Source organism: Paenibacillus mobilis (genome assembly GCF_058267595.1).
The window spans coordinates 18114-37230 of the sequence record NZ_JBZCMS010000012.1; the positions used below are offsets into that span (position 1 = coordinate 18114).

General features: G+C 48.7%; 18 protein-coding genes. 16 read left to right on the forward strand and 2 right to left on the reverse strand.

The window, feature by feature from the left end; all coding sequences use genetic code 11:
- Positions 1-3: 3 nt before the first annotated feature.
- Positions 4-534: a phosphatase PAP2 family protein gene (locus tag AC3ZPD_RS19025; RefSeq protein ID WP_490985857.1), complete on the reverse strand. Its 531-nt coding sequence runs from the start codon at positions 532-534 to the stop codon at positions 4-6.
- Between the two features lie 679 nt (positions 535-1213).
- Here AC3ZPD_RS19025 and AC3ZPD_RS19030 point away from each other — a divergent pair.
- The 5 genes from AC3ZPD_RS19030 (at position 1214) to AC3ZPD_RS19050 (ending at position 4336) form a co-directional block, all read left to right on the forward strand.
- Entirely contained in the window at positions 1214-2452 is a 1239-nt protein-coding gene (locus AC3ZPD_RS19030) for a glycosyltransferase family 2 protein (protein ID WP_490985858.1), read from the forward strand.
- Between the two features lie 301 nt (positions 2453-2753).
- Positions 2754-3248 (forward strand): translation initiation factor IF-3, encoded by a 495-nt coding sequence (gene infC / locus AC3ZPD_RS19035; RefSeq protein WP_490985859.1) that lies wholly within the window; start codon positions 2754-2756, stop codon positions 3246-3248.
- A gap of 31 nt (positions 3249-3279) precedes the next feature.
- Positions 3280-3480 (forward strand): 50S ribosomal protein L35, encoded by a 201-nt coding sequence (gene rpmI, locus AC3ZPD_RS19040; RefSeq protein ID WP_068694119.1) that lies wholly within the window; start codon positions 3280-3282, stop codon positions 3478-3480.
- Between the two features lie 35 nt (positions 3481-3515).
- The gene (gene rplT / locus AC3ZPD_RS19045) at positions 3516-3875 is read left to right on the forward strand and encodes a 50S ribosomal protein L20 (protein ID WP_068694121.1); all 360 of its coding nucleotides are present in this window, start codon (positions 3516-3518) and stop codon (positions 3873-3875) included.
- 131 nt (positions 3876-4006) lie between these two features.
- The gene (locus AC3ZPD_RS19050; RefSeq protein ID WP_490985860.1) at positions 4007-4336 is read left to right on the forward strand and encodes a hypothetical protein; all 330 of its coding nucleotides are present in this window, start codon (positions 4007-4009) and stop codon (positions 4334-4336) included.
- 7 nt (positions 4337-4343) lie between these two features.
- Here AC3ZPD_RS19050 and AC3ZPD_RS19055 read toward each other — a convergent pair whose 3' ends face one another.
- A complete protein-coding gene (locus tag AC3ZPD_RS19055; RefSeq protein WP_490985861.1) occupies positions 4344-4796 on the reverse strand; it encodes a GNAT family N-acetyltransferase in 453 nt (150 codons plus the stop codon).
- Positions 4797-5384: 588 nt separating this feature from the next.
- On the opposite strand from AC3ZPD_RS19055, the gene ilvB reads away from it, so the two are divergent.
- The 11 genes from ilvB to AC3ZPD_RS19110 all read left to right on the forward strand — a co-directional run bounded on the left by ilvB (position 5385) and on the right by AC3ZPD_RS19110 (position 18999).
- Positions 5385-7076 carry a biosynthetic-type acetolactate synthase large subunit gene (gene ilvB, locus AC3ZPD_RS19060; protein WP_490985944.1) on the forward strand — a complete coding sequence of 564 codons (1692 nt, stop codon included), beginning with the start codon at positions 5385-5387 and terminating at the stop codon, positions 7074-7076.
- Positions 7076-7561, forward strand: a complete 486-nt coding sequence (gene ilvN, locus AC3ZPD_RS19065) for an acetolactate synthase small subunit (RefSeq protein WP_490985862.1) — start codon at positions 7076-7078, stop codon at positions 7559-7561. Before ilvB ends, ilvN begins: the two co-directional genes overlap by 1 nt.
- 223 nt (positions 7562-7784) lie before the next feature.
- The gene (gene ilvC / locus AC3ZPD_RS19070) at positions 7785-8777 is read left to right on the forward strand and encodes a ketol-acid reductoisomerase (protein ID WP_490985863.1); all 993 of its coding nucleotides are present in this window, start codon (positions 7785-7787) and stop codon (positions 8775-8777) included.
- Between the two features lie 204 nt (positions 8778-8981).
- Positions 8982-10082 carry a 3-isopropylmalate dehydrogenase gene (gene leuB / locus AC3ZPD_RS19075; protein ID WP_490985864.1) on the forward strand — a complete coding sequence of 367 codons (1101 nt, stop codon included), beginning with the start codon at positions 8982-8984 and terminating at the stop codon, positions 10080-10082.
- Positions 10083-10265: 183 nt separating this feature from the next.
- Entirely contained in the window at positions 10266-10811 is a 546-nt protein-coding gene (locus AC3ZPD_RS19080) for a peroxiredoxin (RefSeq protein ID WP_490985865.1), read from the forward strand.
- A 206-nt stretch (positions 10812-11017) separates the two neighbouring features.
- Positions 11018-11422, forward strand: a complete 405-nt coding sequence (locus AC3ZPD_RS19085; RefSeq protein ID WP_068694136.1) for a hypothetical protein — start codon at positions 11018-11020, stop codon at positions 11420-11422.
- Between the two features lie 417 nt (positions 11423-11839).
- Positions 11840-12943, forward strand: coding sequence for an ATP-binding protein (locus tag AC3ZPD_RS19090; protein WP_490985866.1), 1104 nt, complete (start codon positions 11840-11842; stop codon positions 12941-12943).
- Between the two features lie 142 nt (positions 12944-13085).
- Positions 13086-14648 carry a leucyl aminopeptidase gene (locus tag AC3ZPD_RS19095; protein WP_490985867.1) on the forward strand — a complete coding sequence of 521 codons (1563 nt, stop codon included), beginning with the start codon at positions 13086-13088 and terminating at the stop codon, positions 14646-14648.
- A gap of 297 nt (positions 14649-14945) precedes the next feature.
- Positions 14946-15905, forward strand: coding sequence for an aldolase catalytic domain-containing protein (locus tag AC3ZPD_RS19100; protein ID WP_490985868.1), 960 nt, complete (start codon positions 14946-14948; stop codon positions 15903-15905).
- Between the two features lie 221 nt (positions 15906-16126).
- On the forward strand, positions 16127-17608 hold the full coding sequence (locus tag AC3ZPD_RS19105) for a putative bifunctional diguanylate cyclase/phosphodiesterase (RefSeq protein WP_490985869.1): 1482 nt from the start codon (positions 16127-16129) through the stop codon (positions 17606-17608).
- Positions 17609-17961: 353 nt separating this feature from the next.
- Entirely contained in the window at positions 17962-18999 is a 1038-nt protein-coding gene (locus AC3ZPD_RS19110) for a BMP family lipoprotein (protein ID WP_490985870.1), read from the forward strand.
- Positions 19000-19117: the final 118 nt, after the last annotated feature.

The window sequence follows — 19117 nt, forward strand, 5'->3', positions numbered from 1 at the left end:
GCTTTATGGCCATAATGCAACCGTTCCAAACGCGGTCAAGGTCCCGATCAGGCCTCCGGCAAGCACGTCCGAGGGGTAATGAAGTCCCAGGTAAATCCGGGATAAAGCCACAGCCAGGGCGATCGGGAGCAGCGGCAGGATGAGCAGCGGAAATAAAATCATGAACGGGACGGTAACGGAAAAAATAGCTGTCGTATGCCCCGACGGAAAGGAATGGTCCTTCAGCGGGTTTCGGAAAGTCCGCGTCTCCGGAAGCGCCAGGTAGGGGCGCAGCCGCGGATAGGACTTTTTGGCGATTGCAACCGGAATATGGCTCGCGGCCAACGCCGTGAGGCTCATAAGGGAGGCCGATCCCCACGTTCTGGGTAAAAAGTACCAGGTGATCAGACAGGCCGATATGGTAAAGGTGGCTCCTCCAAGGTGAGTCATGTAATAAAGCAGGACATTTAAAAATTTCCGGTGAAGCCCGGTATTGATTTTAACAAATAATTTACGGTCCATTTGATTGAACTTGGCAAAAAGTCTCGGCAGCATGCATAGCTCCCCTTTCTGTAAAGGCTTTTATTTGCAAAGTCCACGGGTATTTTATTATGGCCGGAATTCTTTACTAATGAAACCGGTTCGCATATCTGAATTAAATGTATCATATTTTTAAACGCCGGACGGGCTTTTTGAACAAAAAGTCTACCGGAGCTTTGTACCTCATTTTGTTCCTGACTGATTCAATGTTATCCGAAAAGTTTAAATTAAATTGAGTTTTATTGTAAACTTTTTGAGGGTTTGTTTCGTAAATATTAATGGTGTTTCAAAAGGGGTTTCGATTTCAGGTCCTATTCGCTTTCTGAATTTTTGAAAAAAAAGGAGGACCGAAGAAATAAAAAGGGTTAAAAATGATGAAAATAAGAAATAAGCAGGGATGAAACCGTGACTATGACGGAGTGGAAAGCCAAAGCCGGCTGCTGAGGCTGTATTTTGGCAAAACAAGCGCAAATTTGCTTTTGACAAAAAAAACAAAGTCATAGAGAATCGATATGGCGTCTTACTTGCTATGGAACATTAAATGGAAAAATCGTGAAGGGCAGCAAAGGTGGTCAGCGAAAATCGTTTCGCACAAAAAGAACAGTGATAACAAAAAAAACAACACTGGCTTTTAGAGAGAAAGAAAAAAACAAAATTCATTCAACAGGGTTGAAAAAGGGGGCTGCAGAGAATCATGTTCGATGGCATTTTGATTACCCTCCAGATCATTCTGGCGGTCATTGCCGTTTATCAGTTCGTATTCTCATTGTTCGGCATGTACAGGAAAAAGCACAAACCAGAGCATGCGCCGGAAAAATCGTTTGCGGTTTTGGTGGCGGCACATAATGAGGAGCAGGTTGTAGGAGCTCTGATGGAAAATCTGAAGGAGCTGAATTATCCGCGCGAACTCTACGACGTATTTGTCATCTGCGACAACTGTACGGACCGCACGGCCGAAATTGTCCGCCAGCACGGCATGAATGCCTGCGTACGGACGAATACGAATCAGAGGGGCAAAGGTTTTGCGATCGAATGGATGCTCAAAAATCTTTGGGAAATGCCGCGCCAATATGATGCGGTTGTGATGTTTGACGCCGATAACCTGGCGCATCCGGATTTTCTTAAAGAAATGAATAACGACCTGTGCGAAGGCGCCAAGGTTATCCAGGGCTACATTGATACCAAAAACCCGGAAGACTCTTGGATTACCGCTTCTTACGGGATTTCTTACTGGTACGTAAACCGGTTGTGGCAGCTTTCCCGCCACAATTTGCGCATGGCCAATTTCCTTGGCGGAACCGGCATGTGCTTTGAGACAAATCTGTTGAAGGAAATGGGCTGGGGCGCAACCAGCCTGGTTGAGGATTTGGAATTTACTATGCGCTGCGTGGACCGCGGCGTTCATCCGGTGTTTAACTATGACGCGAAGCTGTTTGACGAAAAGCCGCTTTCCTTCAAGGCGTCCGCCCGTCAGCGTTTGCGCTGGATGCAGGGCCATTTTACGGTTGCCCGCCGTTATTTCTTCCCGCTGCTTTGGAAAAGCATCAAAGAGCGCAGCCTGATCAAAATGGACATGGCGCTGTACGCGGTGAACGTATACATCGTTCTGCTTACGTTTTTGCTTGCTGCGTTAATTTGGGCGGATCAATCGCTCTTTAACGGACCGCATTTCTCTACTCTGTATTCTTATTTGCCGGTCTGGGCCTCGTTTTTTGCGGTAGGTGCGAACGTGATTACCTTCCTGCTGGCGATGGCTTTGGAGAAAGTGACGTTCAAGAAGGTATACTTGTACCTGGTGCTGTTCCCGATTTATCTGATTTCGTGGTACCCGATTACGTTTTACGCTTTCTTTACGCAAAACAACAAGCAGTGGAGCCATACCCAGCATACCCGCGTAGTTCGGCTGGAAGAAGTTCAGAGCAAGCAGGGGTAACCGCCAGCTTCTCGGTTTTGCGGAAGTGGTTGACATAGACTTTGATCATGTGGTATATTAATCAAAGTGTTGTGAATAATTAAATTTTGGATTGTAAGCAGAGGCTTCCGCTTCTCACCTTCCGACTTTGTCGGCTGGTTTTGATCCGACCAAACTTATGAATGAACATTCATGATGATATGGACGATCAATTTGGGATGCGGGTGTCTGACCCGCATCCCTTTTCATTTATGAAAGGCGATTTAAAGCCGCTTGCTGCGGCCATCCTTTTTGGAGGTGGAGAACTATCAGTAAGGAACATATGATCAATGACGAGATTCGGGCGAAAGAAGTTCGCTTGGTTGGACCGGACGGCGAGCAAATCGGCATCAAACCGATTCGTGAAGCTATGCAAATGGCTATTGATTTGAACCTGGATTTGGTGAATATCGCGCCAACGGCCAAACCGCCGGTATGCCGGATCATGGATTACGGCAAATTCCGTTACGAGCAGCAGAAGAAAGACAAAGAAGCCCGCAAGAATCAGAAAATCGTGGACATCAAAGAAGTTTGGTTCCGTGCCAATATCGAGGAACATGATTATCAAACGAAATTGCGCAACGTAATCAAATTTTTGAACGAAGGCGACAAAGTTAAATGCTCTGTACGCTTCCGTGGACGTGAAATCACTCATGCCGATATCGGCCAGAAAATTTTGGAGCGCGTGAAGACCGAAGTGGCAGAACTGTCCAGCGTTGAGCGTCAACCTAAACTTGAAGGCCGTAGTATGATTATGATTTTGGCGCCTAAAAATTAGGCGCCATATAAACTATGAGGGGGAAGACCTAATGCCTAAAATGAAAACACACAGCAGCCTTAAAGGCCGCTTCAAAATTACGGGAACTGGTAAAGTAAAACGTTACAAAGCCAACAGAAATCACCTTCTGTCCCACAAATCCAAACGTGCTAAACGCGTATTGGCTAACAGTCCTGTGATGTATTCCGGCGACGTAAGCCGTTTGAAACAAGGTTTGGCTAACCTGAAGTAGTACATTCTTAAACAATATTTGGGAGGTTTATCACTATGGCAAGAGTTAAAGGCGGATTCGTCGTTCGTCGTCGTCATAAGAAAATTCTGAAACTTGCAAAAGGTTATTTCGGTTCCAAACACCGTATTTTCAAAACAGCTAAGGAGCAAGTGAACAAATCCCTGCTCTACGCTTACCGTGACCGTCGTCAGAAAAAACGCGATTTCCGCAAATTGTGGATCGTTCGTATCAACGCTGCCGCTCGCCAAAACGGCTTGTCCTACAGCAAATTGATGCATGGCCTGAAGCTCGCTGAAGTAAACATCAACCGCAAAATGCTTGCGGATCTGGCTGTTAACGACATCGCGGCTTTCAACTCTTTGGCTACTGTAGCTAAAGAAAAAATCAATGCTTAATCTAAGTCTTTATTGAAAAGGCGCCCTATCGGGCGTCTTTTTTTGTTTGTGCGGCACCGGGCGTATAAACAATCATTTTACGGGAGAGGGGCATATTCTGGATAAGAATACAGCAGGAGGAGGGAAACCTGATGAAAGCTAGTACGATTGAGAATCAGGCGAAAAAGCTGATCGGCAAAAAAATCGTGGCCTATAAAAAAGACGGCGGCGTCGTTACGGGCACTTTGGTGAGAATCAGCGGCAAACGCCTTTACATGAAACCTGCAGCCGGAAAAAAAGTCAGAACCAAGGCGATCTTGCCTCTCGCTTTGTTTGATTTGTTAGCCATCGGCACCGCACCTTATGCCGGAGGCTTTGGATATGGCGGTTTTGGACCGGGATACGGATACGGCGGATATCCAGGTTACGGATATGGCGGATACCCGGGCCAGGGTTACGGATATCCTGGATTTTTCCTTTAATTAACTCTTAGCGGTTAACTAACGTTTTCTCCATCTCATAACATTGGGTCTGAGCGATAAAACGCAAGGTGCGATAACCCAGCTTGCTGTAAAACAGGTGGGCGTGCGTGTTTCCGGCGTCCACCATAACTTTAGAGCGGACACAGCCTCTGGATGCCGCAAAGTTTTCGGCCTTGGCCATCAGGGATTTGCCGTAACGCTTGTGCTGGGCATTCCGTTCAACAGCGATCATGTCGATATATAAAAGTTCGCCGTGGATCATGAAATGGATAAAGGCTACGGGATCGGCATCGTAATTGGATGCGGCTACCAGCGTGACGCCTCTTTTCATGCGCGAAGGCAGGTCGCGGCGTATTTTTTCAAGTTCGTTTTCCGGTAAATGACTGTGCGGGACAAGCTCTTTTTCGATTAATTTATAGATGACGGGGTCATCCTGTTTGGGTCTGCGATAACGGATCAAAGCCATCCCTCCTTTAAATCTGGGTGAATGTCTTGGTTATCTTATGACAGCGGCCCGTACAGGGTGACAAATAAAAATATGTGGTTTACTCTTGACTTAGCGTGTAAGGTGAACATATAATCATTTTAACCATTTAAAGCTATAAACCGAATGGCTATGATGAGGACGAAGCTTAAGGGCTCTATGCTCAGAGAGTGGATGGAATTGCTGAGACCACCACCGTTATCCCTTATTGCGCGCTCACCTCGGAGCTGTTTTCCTGAAAGGTGTTTTCGGCGGCTTGTTAAGCTGGACCGGATCGGTGACTAGGGGAAATCGTATTGTCCACGTTACGGACGAAGGGTAACAAATGCATAGGCCGGATCCGGCTTCTTGTTTACCCGCCAAGACTTGGCATCGCGAGATGCCTTGTGAATTTGGGTGGTACCGCGTAAGGTAAATCAAACCTTTCGCCCCTCTAGCGTAGTACGCTGGCAGTGGGCGAAAGGTTTTTTTGTTGCTCTAGCCGCCAAGCCTGAGAGGAGGAAACGTAAAGTGAAAACGGAAACTGAGGAATTGAAGTCGACAGAACAATTACGTGAGAAATGGATGAAACCGGAGGTCATTACGGGCTCGGAAATTTTGCTGAGAAGCCTGCTGCTTGAAGGCGTGGAATGCGTCTTTGGATACCCGGGCGGGGCCGTGCTGTACATCTATGATGCACTTTACGGTTTCAGCGATTTCCATCATTTGCTTACCAGGCATGAACAAGGAGCTATCCATGCGGCCGACGGATATGCGAGAGCAAGCGGCAAGGTGGGCGTTTGTATCGCCACCTCGGGTCCTGGCGCCACCAACCTGGTCACCGGCATTGCAACGGCCTACATGGACTCGGTTCCGCTGGTTGTCATTACGGGGAACGTTTTTCAGAACCTGATTGGAACGGACGCTTTCCAAGAAGCAGATATTACAGGGATCACGATGCCGATCACCAAACATAGCTATCTTGTGCGGGATGCAAAAGATTTGGCCCGGATTATCCACGAAGCCTTCCATATCGCAAATAGCGGCCGGAAAGGGCCGGTGCTGATTGATATTCCGAAAGATGTTTCGGCTGCGACTGCCTTGTTTGAACCGGTAAAAACACTGAACCTCCGCGGATACAATCCGACGGTTGCGCCAAACCGGCTGCAGTTGGATAAAGTAGCGGCTGCGATTGGAGAGGCTGAACAGCCTATCATTCTTGCCGGCGGGGGCGTTGTCTACTCCGGGGCTCACGAGGAACTGCTTGAATTTGCGGAGAAAGCCGAAATTCCGGTAACGACCACTTTGCTGGGACTTGGAGGGTTTCCAAGCGGCAACCGGCTTTGGATGGGCATGCCGGGTATGCATGGGACGTATACGGCGAACAACGCTATCCAGCAATCCGATTTGCTGATCTGTATCGGTGCCCGCTTTGACGACCGGGTAACCGGCAAACTTGACGGATTTGCTCCCGGGGCCAAGATCGTGCACATTGACATCGATCCGGCCGAGATCGGCAAAAATGTCCATACGGATATTCCTGTAGTAGGGGATGTCAAGACGGTGCTGGAACAGCTGAATAAACTGGTTAAACGCGCCGATAAGGCCGATGCGTGGAGAGACCGAATTCAGCAGTGGAAATCGGCGAAGCCTTTTAAATATAAAGATTCCGACGAAATGCTTAAACCGCAGTGGGTCATCGAATTGCTGAACGAAACAACTCGAGGAGAAGCCATTGTTACTACGGATGTAGGACAACACCAAATGTGGACGGCCCAGTATTACAAATTTAACCATCCTCGCTCCTTGATTACTTCCGGTGGGCTTGGCACTATGGGTTACGGCTTTCCTTCCGCCATCGGTGCACAGATGGCTCATCCGGACCGGCTGGTTATTTCTATCAACGGAGACGGCGGCATGCAGATGTGTTCCCAAGAACTGGCCGTGTGTGCCATTAATAATATCCCGGTAAAAATCGTCGTTATCAACAATCAAGTGCTCGGCATGGTCAGACAGTGGCAGGAGCTGATTTACGATAACCGTTACAGCCATATTGACCTGTCCGGAAGCCCGGACTTCGTGAAGCTTGCGGAAGCTTACGGCGTTAAAGGACTGCGGGCGACCAACAAAGAGGATGCCCGGGCTGTCTGGCTTGAGGCGATGGAAACGCCGGGACCTGTTCTGGTAGAATTCCTGGTGGATAAAGAAGCAAGTGTCTATCCGATGGTCACTCAGGGTTCAACCATTGATCAAATGCTGATGGGGGACAGTGAATAATGACCACAAAACATGCGATTGCCATATTAGTCAACGATCAGCCAGGCGTCCTGCAGCGCGTGTCCGGCCTCTTCGGCCGGCGCGGCTTCAACATTGAAAGCATTACGGTAGGCCAGTCGGAAGAGGAAGGGCTTTCCCGCATGGTCATCGTCACCGAAGGAGACGACCAGACCCTGGAACAAATCGAAAAGCAGCTTTATAAGCTGATCGACGTCATCAAAGTTGTCAATCTTAGTTCCAAGCCGATGGTTTCCCGGGAGCTTGCCCTGATCAAGGTGAAAGCGGAGCCGGCGGAACGGCCGGAAATCAAATCGCTGGCGGATACGTTCCGGGCGGCGGTTGTGGACATCGGCACCCGAAACATGATGATCCAGGTCGTCGGGGATACGGAAAAGCTGGACGCACTGCTGGAGCTTCTGAAGCCTTACGGCATTCAAGAGCTGTCCCGCACAGGCGTAACGGCCATGACCCGCGGCAACGCCTGATTTATTTTCCAATAAAGTCCATTCGGAAGAGATTGAAGTAGATCCGGCGCTCATTCGTAATCCCTGAAATTTCCCGGCTCCATGAGCGGGGATTTGAAGCGATCTTGCAAGGACGGCCAGATCGTTTGAAATACCCGCTCATTAGGTTGAAGGGTTCAGCAATAAGCTTCTGCGCAGCCGCGCAGCAGACTAAACAAACATCATTTTTAGGAGGAATCATATCATGGCAGTTACTTTGTACTACGAGCAAGATGCAGAACTTAGCGTATTGAAAGGCAAAACGATCGCAATCATCGGTTATGGCAGCCAAGGCCATGCCCACGCTCAAAACCTGCGCGAAAGCGGCCTGAATGTCATCATCGGTTTGCGTGAAGGCAAATCCTTTAACAAAGCCAAAGAAGACGGCTTCGAAGTATTGTCGGTAGCTGAAGCAACCAGCCGTGCTGACGTAGTTCAAATTTTGATGCCGGACGAAACCCAGGCAGCCGTTTACAACAGCGAAATCGCTCCTAACCTGAAAAAGGGCGCCGCACTGTTGTTCGCCCATGGCTTCAACGTCCATTTCGGACAAATCGTTCCTTCCAAAGACAATGACGTTTTGCTTGTTGCTCCTAAATCTCCTGGCCACATGGTCCGCCGTACTTATGTTGACGGATTCGGCGTACCGGGTCTGATCGCGATCCACCAGGACGCAACCGGACAAGCCAAAGCTATCGGCCTCGCATATGCAAAAGGGATCGGTTGTACACGTGCAGGGGTTATCGAAACTTCCTTCCGCGAAGAAACCGAAACCGATTTGTTCGGCGAACAAGCCGTATTGTGCGGCGGCGTAACTGCGCTGATCAAAGCCGGCTTCGAAACGCTGACTGAAGCGGGATATGCGCCGGAAATGGCCTACTTCGAGTGCCTGCATGAAATGAAGCTCATCGTTGACCTGATCTATGAAGGCGGCATGGCTACAATGCGCGATTCGATCAGCAACACGGCCGAATACGGCGATTATGTCACAGGTCCTCGCATCGTAACGGATGAAACGAAAAAAGCGATGAAAGAAGTGCTGGCTGATATTCAGCAAGGCAAATTTGCCCGCGACTTCATCCTGGAAAACCAATCCAACCGCGCTTTCCTGACGGCAACACGCCGTAATGAAGCTGCTCATCCAATCGAAGTAGTAGGTTCCGAGCTCCGCGGTTTGATGCACTGGATCAAAAAATAAGCGGCTTTTCCCAGTATCATGGGATGATTGTCCCGCAAGGAAATGCGGCCCCGCAGAGAAATCTGCGCCGGGCTGCATTTTTTTTAAACTATGGTTTCGTTATAGGCTTAGCCTATCGCTTTAATAGCTTCTATATCTTTGTGCAATCTGCCTTGCTATGTTAAAAATAGATAAGATGCATAAACGTGAAGAGGAGTGGATCCCATGTCAGAAGTGAAAAAAATCGCCGTGATCGCCGGGGACGGAATCGGGCCGGAAGTCGTAAGGGAAGCGGAAAAGGTGTTGAAGCGGACGGAGGAGCTGTTTGGTTACCGCTTTGAAACGGAACACGCTTTGTTCGGCGGCATTGCCATTGACGAGAAAGGCACGCCTCTGCCGGAGGAAACGCTTGAAGTTTGTAAAAATGCAGATGCGGTCCTGCTCGGTGCCGTCGGCGGCCCGAAATGGGACAACAATCCGAAGGAGCTCCGCCCGGAAACCGGCCTGCTTGGCATACGCAAAGCGCTTGGATTGTTCTCCAACCTGCGTCCGGCGGTCGTCTTCGATTGCTTGAAGGACGCTTCGACCTTAAAGCCGGAAGTGCTTGAGGGAACCGACCTCATCGTCGTTCGCGAACTGACGGGCGGCATTTATTTCGGCGAGAAATTCCGCCGCGACAGCGAGCAGGGGCAGGAAGCGGTAGATACGTGCGCCTACAATGTGAGCGAAGTTGAGCGGATCGTACGCCAGGCCTTCGAAATTGCGGGCAAACGCCGGAAAAAGCTGGCCTCCGTGGACAAAGCCAACGTGCTGGAAACTTCCCGCCTATGGCGCGAGGTGGTCAACCGGGTTGCGCCCGAGTATCCGGATGTGGAGCTTGAGCACGTGCTCGTTGACAACTGCGCGATGCAGCTGCTCCGCAGACCTGCAAGCTTTGACGTCATCGTGACGGAAAATATGTTCGGCGACATCCTGAGTGACGAGGCGGCTATGCTCACCGGTTCGATCGGCATGTTGTCCTCCGCTTCGCTTGGTGAAGGAAGCTTTGGTCTTTATGAACCCGTACATGGTTCCGCTCCCGACATTGCCGGGCAAAACAAAGCGAATCCGATCGCCACGATTTTGTCGGTGGCCTTGATGTTCCGCATGACCTTTGGTTATGAGGATGCGGCTGATGCGATCGAAAAAGCGGTGAAGGACGTGCTGGATGCAGGTCACCGTACCGGCGATATTGCGGTAGACAAGACGGCTGCAATCGGCACGGACGCCATGGGTGATTTGATTGTAGCGGCAATGGCAGGCAAAACATCCTCGGCCGTCCGCTAATAGGCGATAAAAAAGTTCACAAAAAATTCGTTGATTATAATAATTCTAAAAAAGAAATAAATATAATCTTGACTTTAAAGATGCGGAAATGATACCATCACTATTGTAAATGATAAAGGTTATCATTCAGAAAAAAGGGAGCGGCATCCCGCACCTTACATATTTTAAAGGAGGATTATAATCATGGCACAACGTTTGGTTGGAAGACCAGCACCTGATTTTAACATGGAGACAGTATCTGGAGACGGTAAAGAATTTGGACACGTAAAATTGTCCGACTACCGCGGCAAATGGCTGGTATTCTTCTTCTATCCGCTGGACTTCACATTTGTATGTCCTACGGAAATCACGGCTCTCAGCGAAGCTTACGAGCAATTCAAAGAGCTGGACACTGAAATTCTTGGCGTAAGTATCGACTCCATCCACAGCCACAAAGCATGGATCAGTACTTCCAAAGAAAACAACGGTTTGGGACAATTGAACTTCCCGCTCGCTTCCGACATCACGAAGAAAGTAGCCGACGACTACGGCGTACTGATCGAAGAAGAAGGCGTAGCGCTGCGCGGCTTGTTCATCATCGATCCTGAAGGCGAATTGAAATACCAAGTGGTTAACCACAACGACGTTGGCCGCAGCGTAGAAGAAACTCTTCGTGTTCTTCAAGCTCTGCAATCCGGCGGATTGTGCCCAATGAACTGGAAACCAGGCGACAAAACGCTGAACGCGTAATCGTCCGGACTATAGCGAAAGCCCCCTTTGACGAAAGTCAGCAGGGGGCTTTTTCATCCATTGCGAAAGCGGACAAGTTGGAGCGGCAATTTTGACTTAAACGTGATAAAATGGGTAAAAATCTAACATATTGAGAGGAATCGCATCTGAGGTCCTCGAATAAGTTATAGAAACAAGAATGAACCGCGATCAGGAGGGTGATGGGAATGAGTTTTTGTTGCGGGGCCAGCATGGTGGGGACAAAAGGAACGCTGAAGCATTACCGTACTCAAGTCCATAATGTTCCCCTGCTGTTATGCCCGGTTTGTCATCGGGTTGAGGTTCATTATAAAGTGGAAAATGAGTACGAAATTTTGGCCGAATACGCCCATGCGGACGGAGCGCAGGAAATTGATTTCGCCGATTTTGTTTCCGAGGACGATGAGTCCATTTTTGTAAACTGCGTCAATGATGAACGCGAAGATCCGCTGGATATCGTCAAACGCCAAATCGACAGCTCGCTGGATCTGCTGACCGTGGCTAAACATATTGGGGATGAAAAATGGGAAAGCGAGCTTAAGCGCCGGCTGGCTTTTATGAGCAGAAGAAGAGAAAGACTCCAGCACCGTTAGGACCGTTAGGCATGAACCTCATGAAATGATTCCATAAGTGAAAGCAGCTTTCTGCAGAAGAAGGCTGCTTTTTCTTTTTCTGGAAATGATGGCTGGAAAGGGTTGAAACCTCTTTTTTCGACAGTTTCTCTGATTGACGGGGTTAGACAACCTCTTTATGATTAAATTGTACTAGGAAAACTTTTGCAGGAGAAGATCGGCATATCGGCCTTTTCAAGCATGAAGTTATAGCCCATTGAGCGATCTTTATTGGTTTATAGATATCAAATGTCTCGGGTATCAGATATTTTAAGTGCTTGGCTTGAAAAGTGTCAGATGGTCTTGGGAAAACTCATTTTCACCCTGCAATTCTCCGTTCTGCGATGGAAAAAGCCAAACCGGCAAGAACATCATTCAAGGGAAAAGGAGGATAACAACTTGTTGAGTGATATCGAAGAAACATTGCTCCAACCAGTCGAACTTTTTGTATCTGCCCAGCTTAAAAAAAACAAGTATGAAAATGTACTCCAGCACCTGGACAATGGGATTATCTTGTTTAATTGCGAAGGCCAAATTGCTTTTGCAAACTCTTTGATGGCCGCCATTTTGGAACTCCAACCGCAGGTTATGATCGGCTGCACCTTCCGCCAATTGATTGCGGTCCCTCATTTAAGGCGATGCAAACGGAAATGGGTCGTTCAAATTTATCGCGAGATTATGCATAAACATAAAACCAAATTCGAAGTCCGGGATGATCTCGGGAAATACTGGATGATCACGGTTACGTATACCGAAGATTTGGATGGGGATCTGCTGATCAGCTTTAAAGACATCTCCGATTACAAGCAAATTGAACAGACGGCTTCCCAAAACGATAAGTTAGCGATACTGGGAAAGATCTCCGCGGCTATCGCGCATGAAATCCGCAATCCTTTAACCGCGATCCGAGGTTTCATTCAGCTGCTTCGCCCGCATCTGCTGCAGCTGGGCAAGGACGAATACGCCCGGATTATCCTGATGGAAATCGATAGAACCAACGATATCATTCACGAATTTCTGAACTCTTCCAAACCGTCGGCTCCGGAAAAAGCGATCTTAAGGGTGTCTTCGCTGCTCAGACAAACGGTGCTGCTGACCGAAAGCGAAGCGCTGATGAAAGACTGCGAAATCTCGCTTAAATCCGAGCAGGAAGAGATGCTGATTGCCATAGATGCCAAACAAATCAAGCAGGTTTTTCTTAATCTCATCAAGAACGCCTTGGACGCGATCGAAGAGATTGAAGGACGCAAAGGCGAAATTCATATTCAGGCAAGATCGGAAGGCCCCAATGCGGTAATTTCCATACGTGATAACGGAAGCGGCATGGAACAAGCAAGGTTGAAGCGGCTGTCCGATCCTTTTTTTACTACAAAAGAGAAAGGGACCGGCTTGGGGCTGTCGGAGAGTTACCGCATTATCAAAAACCACGGCGGTTCCATTCAAGTCGAAAGCAGTATCGGAGTCGGGACGACCTTTATCATCTCCCTTCCGCTTGCGAACTAGGGCAAAAAACCGTTTCATGCGAAACGGTTTTTTTAGCTTTAAGAGAGCTGGATTTATGGTGCGGCTTGTAAATAAAGGGCCGGCTTTCAGAGCTTGCCCCACTTTGTGGGGTTATTTTGTTTAAATAAGTAAGGGAAGAGGAATGAATAAAGACAGCCGAGATTACAAAAAAGGATGGTGCAGCATGGACGGGAATGTAGCGGAGGTAATATGGAGCGGCGGGGGAATCCCTGCCGAGGCGGAACGTAAAGTCCTCATTCATTTATTGAGCAAAAAGGAGCTGAAAAACGGCCAGGTAGAACCGTGGCTTAAGCCTTACACAGGGACGCTGGCGCAAAGCCGCTGGTTTGATGCCGAAGTCAATCAAACTTTTGTGCTGCCGATGCCGGAAGCGCAGCCTGCCGAAACGGTCATTCTGGTCGGAGCCGGCGAAGATCCGCTAAGGGTGGAGGAGCTCAGATTGACGGCCGCCGCCGCGGCTCGCACCGCCATGAGCATCCGGCCGGATCAGGTGCTGTTTAAGGTGCCTGCCTCCATTGGCTCATTGACGGTCGAAGGGCGGAACGATCTGGCGGCACATGCGCTGACGGAAGGTTTTTTGCTCGGAGCTTATCAAAGGCAAGTTTATAGACGCGAGAAAAGCGGCTACGAAGGCATTCGTAAAATCACGTTTTTCCATGAAGGGGCAGTCGTCGGATCCGAGCAGGAGGAATGGGAAAAAGGCATCCGCACGGGGCGCGCTTATGCGGCCGGCACGATTACGGCAAGGGATTTGACCAACTTGCCGGGCAATCTGCTGACCCCGGAGGATTTGGGAGAAGCGGCGGTTGAGCTTGCCCAGCGTTATGGCTTCGAAGTGGAGGTCCTGGACGAAGCGGATCTCCGGGAGAAGGAAATGGGCGGGATTCTCGCCGTAGGACAAGGAAGCGTCAACCCGCCCCGGCTGATTACGATTAAGTATCAAGGGCAGGAGCATTGGACCGGCGTCACCGGGCTGGTCGGCAAAGGGATTACTTTTGATACCGGCGGGATCTCTCTCAAACGAGCCCAGGGTATGGAGGAAATGATCAGCGACATGGGCGGCGCGGCTTCGGTATTGGGCGTTACGGAAATCCTGGGGATCCTTAAGCCGCAAGCCAATGTGATTGCCGTCATCCCTGCTGCAGAAAATATGCCGTCCGGAAGCGCCATGAAACCCGGTGACCTGATCACGACCCGCAGCGGAAGAACCATTGACATGCAGAATTCGGATGCCGAGGGGAGAATCGTATTGGCCGACGGCGTCACCTATGCAAAAGAGCAGGGAGCGGAACGGATTATCGACATTGCGACCTTGACGGGAGCGATCCTGTCGGCGCTCGGAGATGTTGCGACAGGCGCGGTGACGAATGACGAAACGTTTTTGCAAAGCTTTATCATGGCTTCCAAACAAACGGGGGAGAAGGTATGGCCGCTGCCGAGTTATCCGGAGTTCTGGGCGATGCTGAAAAGCAGCGTTGCCGATTTAAACAACCGCCCGGGAAGAAACGGCGCCGCAATTACCGCTGGATTGTTCATCGGCACTTTTGCGGAAGGGTTGCCCTGGATTCATCTGGACATTGCCGGGACGGCCTTTCTGCATAAGGAACGCGGAGTGGATCCGAAGGGGGCAACCGGCGTCATGGTCCGGACCGTGAGCCAGTGGATCCTTGAAAATCAGCAGTGATCCGGCGTGAATTAAACCGTTTTTCAGAGCGGATTAGAACCCTTTCACGGGAATGCCGGATGAGTTTCTTCTATTTAAAATGTAGCATTAATCAACTTGAAATGTAGAGTTAATCAACGGACAAAAAGCTCCGCATGAAACGGCGGGGCTTTTTGGGTTGGCGGAGACGGCAGGTTTAACCGTCATGGCTATCTCACTTTAAAGCGGCGAATAAACTTCTTTACTTTAACGTTTTGCATCAAGTAAGATAGAAAAGAATACACACCTGAATCCAGGTGATAAAGAGAGGATTCCGTTATGAAAAACAACCCCAGCAAAATTGTAGACTGCACCATCCGCGACGGAGGTCTCGTGAACAACTGGGACTTCAGCGTAGAATTTGTTCAACAGCTGTATGCCGGACTTAATGAAGCCGGCGTTGACTATATGGAAATCGGATATAAAAATTCGCCCAAGCTACTGAAGGGGGCCGATGATGCAGGCCCTTGGAGATTTTTGAACGATGATTTCCTGCGTAAAGTAATCCCCCAGAAGGGCAGCACCAAATTATCGGCTCTGGTGGATGTAGGACGGGTGGACGAAGAGGATATTTTGCCGCGAAGCGAAAGCCTGCTTGATCTGATCCGTGTAGCTTGTTACATCAAAGATGTGGACAAAGCCCTGGAGCTCATTCAAAAGTTCCATGACTTGGGTTATGAAACGACGATCAATATTATGGCTTTATCCGGCGTTATGGACAAGGAATTGCTTGAAGCTTTTGAAATGATCCGTGAAAGCGTGGTGGATGTCGTTTACATCGTGGATTCTTACGGCAGTCTGGATCATAAAGACATGCTTTACCTGATCGACAAGTTCAAAACGCACCTTCCTAACAAACGGCTTGGCGTTCATACGCACAACAATATGCAGCTGGCTTTTTCAAATACATTAATCGCGGCTGACAATGGGGTTGAACTGCTGGATGCATCGGTTTACGGCATGGGCCGCGCAGCCGGCAACTGTCCGACGGAGCTGCTGGTTACCCACCTGAAAAATACGCATTATCAGCTGCGTCCGGTGCTGGAAATTTTGGAAAAGCTGCTGGTGCCACTTCGTGAAAAAGAGGAATGGGGTTACCTGCTCCCTTACATGATTACCGGCACGCTGAACGAACATCCCCGTTCGGCCATGGCGGTCAGAGCTTCCGAACGGAAGGATGCCGTGGTGGAGTTTTACGATAAGCTTACTACGCCTGAAGTAAGTTTTCCGAAAGCTTAAAGGGACTGTTTCATGAAAAAGAAGACCTTGATTTGCTCTTCATTGAGCCGATCAAGGTCTTCTTTTTTGGTTTCCATAAAACAACATTTCTTTTTGAAACGGCTGGAAGGAAATTACTGTAGGATGTGGAATTGTTACAAATATGGAGGAATAGCGCCTTGGTTTGACAATGGCTGAACAAAATGTGAGACGTATAATTATACATCCGGGAGCTGAAGCCTATGCGATTCAGGAAAGAGGAGAAAAGAGTTATCATCTCACGATTGAAGCTGCTGGTCGTCTTTGTTGTGTTCGGCTGCTGCTTGTTGTTATTGTCGGATGCGTGGAGACAGGGCGGCTTAATCCGCATGATCGGGAGTATGGTTCTTTCCGTCTTGTGCGTTGTTTTGTGCTGGAATTTTTATAATCGCAGAACCTATGGGGAAAATTCCGATTCGTTGACAGAGCTTCCTTCGAGGCGCGTTTTTAATTCGGATCTGCACGCTTTTTTGGAGGAGGGCGATCCCGCGGAAGGAAAAGGACTTTGCATTATTCATATCAACCGCTATAAAATGCTGAACGATGTATTAGGGTTCGCCGCAGGCAACCAAATGCTCAGAGAAGCAGGCGAACGAATCGCTTCGGTTTATGGCGGCCAGGGAAAAGTTTATCGCATAGGCGTGGATGAATTTGCATTTTTTACGAGAAAATATGCAGACCCGGCGGGAGCCCAAGCATATGCGGAATGTTTTATGTCGAAATTAAATAGATCATTCAGTTGGGGGTCACAGGAATTCCATATGCCGCTTAGCCTTGGTTTTGCTCTCTATCCTTATGACGCCAAATCGGGCGAAGAGCTGGCACGATTTGCCGGGCTTGCTGCTTATTACGCCAAAGAACAGGGGTTAAGCTGCTGCCGTTACACGGAATATATGCGGACGGCGGCTTTATCAAGAATGGAACTGGAAAATGACCTGCGCAGAGGGATTGAACGGCAGGAATTTTTTGTGGAATATCAGCCCCAGGTCAGTCTTTCCTCAGGGAAAACGGTAGGGCTTGAGGCGCTTGTCCGCTGGAACCACCCGGTAAGGGGATTGCTTTCTCCCGGGGAATTCATCCCGTTGGCCGAAGAAAGCGGTTTAATTGTACCGCTTGGGGAATGGGTGCTCCGGACGGCCTGCAGGCAGAACAAACAATGGCAGAATGAAGGCTTTGAGCCGGTTTCGGTTTCCGTAAATTTGTCGATTCGGCAATTTCGCAATGCCCGTTTTACCGCGCTTGTAACGGAAGTTCTGGAGGAAACGGGGCTGGATCCTCGGTACCTGGATCTGGAAATCACGGAAAGCATGACGATGGACAAGATAGCCGCATGCGAACAAATCCGGGAATTGAAGCAGTTGGGGATTTTGATCAGCATTGATGATTTCGGAACCGGCTACAGCTCGCTGCAGTATTTAAAAAAACTTCCGGTTGACCGCATCAAAATCGATCGTTCTTTCCTGGAGGAGCTGGTACAAGGCGGCAGCGATGCGGCTATTGTTTCTTCTATAGCTTCCATGGCCAATCATTTGAAGTTAAAAGTAACCGCCGAGGGAATCGAGAACAGGGAGCAGCTTGAATTTTTGAAACGCCAGCATTGCCATGACGGACAAGGCTATTTGTTCAGCAGGCCGATGCCGGCCTGTAGGCTGGAGCAGGAATTTTTGGTCAAAGCGGCGGTTTAGGTCTTGGCTACGTTGCTGTATACGTGCTGTCCAAAGGTTACGGCTATCGGGAACCAGGAGGCATGGATCCGGCGAAATTGCTTGCATAGCTTTGAAAGCTATTGGTAAATAATACAGGTATGGCGGAATAGAACATTGTCGAACGAGTTATCCGATATACCGAACTTAGTAGGTTAGATATGTCGAATTAAAGCGGTTTCGCGAAAAAAAGAACGAATATTGGATGAACTTTGATGATTATTGTGTGGATTTTGCGCTTTGTTAAATGTATAATCTAGTTTGTCAAAAAGTTAGTGCCGCAGATTGCTAGATTAAACTCGGTACTTTCAAATTTCTAAGGGGGATACCACTCAATGAAGAAAAGTTTCAAATTATCGATCGTAATGCTGCTTGCGCTTACGGTTGTATTGGCAGGATGCGGTAACAATAAAAACAACGCTAATGCCGGAGAGTCTGCAAACACAGGTTCCAACGCTGCTGCTTCCAATGTCAAAATCGGTCTAGTTACCGACGTGGGCGGCGTCAACGACAAATCCTTCAACCAATCCGCTTGGGAAGGCCTTTCTTCTTTGAGCGATGTCAAATCGGAATATTTGCAAAGTACAAAAGCAGATGACTATGAAACAAACCTGAACAAATTCGTTAAAGGCGGCTACGCTTTGACTTGGGGTATCGGTATGGATCTTGGGGACGCCGTTGGTAAAGTTGCTTCCGAGAATCCGGATGCCAAACTGGCTATCATCGACGCAACCGTTGACCAGCCGAACGTTAAATCCGTTACCTTCTCTGAAAACGAAGGTTCTTTCCTGGTTGGCGTAGTAGCAGGCATGATGACCAAAACCAACAAAATCGGCTTCGTGGGCGGATCCCAAATTCCGGTTATCGAACGTTTTGAAGCAGGTTTCAGAGCAGGTATCCAGGCTGTTAACCCTAACGCTCAAGTTCTTGTTAACTATACTGGCGCCTTTGATAAACCGGATCTTGGTAAAACAGCTGCCGCTACTTTCTACGACAACGGCGCGGATATCATTTTCCAAGCAGCCGGCGGTACAGGCACAGGCGTATTTAACGAAGCGACTGCTCGCGTTAAATCCGGACAAAAAGTATGGGTTATCGGCGTTGACAAAGACCAATCCCTGGAATTTGGCGACGACGTAACTTTGACTTCCATGGTTAAACGTGTTGACGAAGCTGTTAAACGCGTGAGCCAGGAAGTGGTTGACGGTACTTTCAAAGGCGGAAGCGAAGTGCTTGGCCTGAAAGAAAACGGCGTAGGCATTGCGGATACATCCAACAAAAACGTGCCTGCTGACGTATTGGCTAAAGTTGATGAGTATAAACAAAAAATCATCAGCGGCGAAATCAAAGTTCCATCTGAACCAGCTAAATAATACGGATTTAAGATCGGGTTCGCATAGGCTTTAAGATCAATTGAATACAATCAGAAATTTCGACAAGGCTGGTTTTTTTAACTAGCCTTGTTGTCACGTTATCGTGTATATTGATGTA

Bases quoted from the DNA above. Each gene is read 5' to 3' on its own strand.
- ilvN (WP_490985862.1), top strand. From the start codon at position 7,076: ATGACCACAAAACATGCGATTGCCATATTAGTCAACGATCAGCCAGGC.
- AC3ZPD_RS19085 (WP_068694136.1), top strand. From the start codon at position 11,018: ATGAGTTTTTGTTGCGGGGCCAGCATGGTGGGGACAAAAGGAACGCTG.
- rpmI (WP_068694119.1), top strand. From the start codon at position 3,280: ATGCCTAAAATGAAAACACACAGCAGCCTTAAAGGCCGCTTCAAAATT.
- AC3ZPD_RS19100 (WP_490985868.1), top strand. From the start codon at position 14,946: ATGAAAAACAACCCCAGCAAAATTGTAGACTGCACCATCCGCGACGGA.
- AC3ZPD_RS19105 (WP_490985869.1), top strand. From the start codon at position 16,127: ATGCGATTCAGGAAAGAGGAGAAAAGAGTTATCATCTCACGATTGAAG.
- AC3ZPD_RS19110 (WP_490985870.1), top strand. From the start codon at position 17,962: ATGAAGAAAAGTTTCAAATTATCGATCGTAATGCTGCTTGCGCTTACG.
- ilvB (WP_490985944.1), top strand. From the start codon at position 5,385: ATGAAACCGGAGGTCATTACGGGCTCGGAAATTTTGCTGAGAAGCCTG.
- ilvC (WP_490985863.1), top strand. From the start codon at position 7,785: ATGGCAGTTACTTTGTACTACGAGCAAGATGCAGAACTTAGCGTATTG.
- infC (WP_490985859.1), top strand. From the start codon at position 2,754: ATGATCAATGACGAGATTCGGGCGAAAGAAGTTCGCTTGGTTGGACCG.
- rplT (WP_068694121.1), top strand. From the start codon at position 3,516: ATGGCAAGAGTTAAAGGCGGATTCGTCGTTCGTCGTCGTCATAAGAAA.
- AC3ZPD_RS19080 (WP_490985865.1), top strand. From the start codon at position 10,266: ATGGCACAACGTTTGGTTGGAAGACCAGCACCTGATTTTAACATGGAG.
- AC3ZPD_RS19030 (WP_490985858.1), top strand. From the start codon at position 1,214: ATGTTCGATGGCATTTTGATTACCCTCCAGATCATTCTGGCGGTCATT.
- AC3ZPD_RS19050 (WP_490985860.1), top strand. From the start codon at position 4,007: ATGAAAGCTAGTACGATTGAGAATCAGGCGAAAAAGCTGATCGGCAAA.
- leuB (WP_490985864.1), top strand. From the start codon at position 8,982: ATGTCAGAAGTGAAAAAAATCGCCGTGATCGCCGGGGACGGAATCGGG.
- AC3ZPD_RS19025 (WP_490985857.1), bottom strand. From the start codon at position 534: ATGCTGCCGAGACTTTTTGCCAAGTTCAATCAAATGGACCGTAAATTA.
- AC3ZPD_RS19095 (WP_490985867.1), top strand. From the start codon at position 13,086: ATGAATAAAGACAGCCGAGATTACAAAAAAGGATGGTGCAGCATGGAC.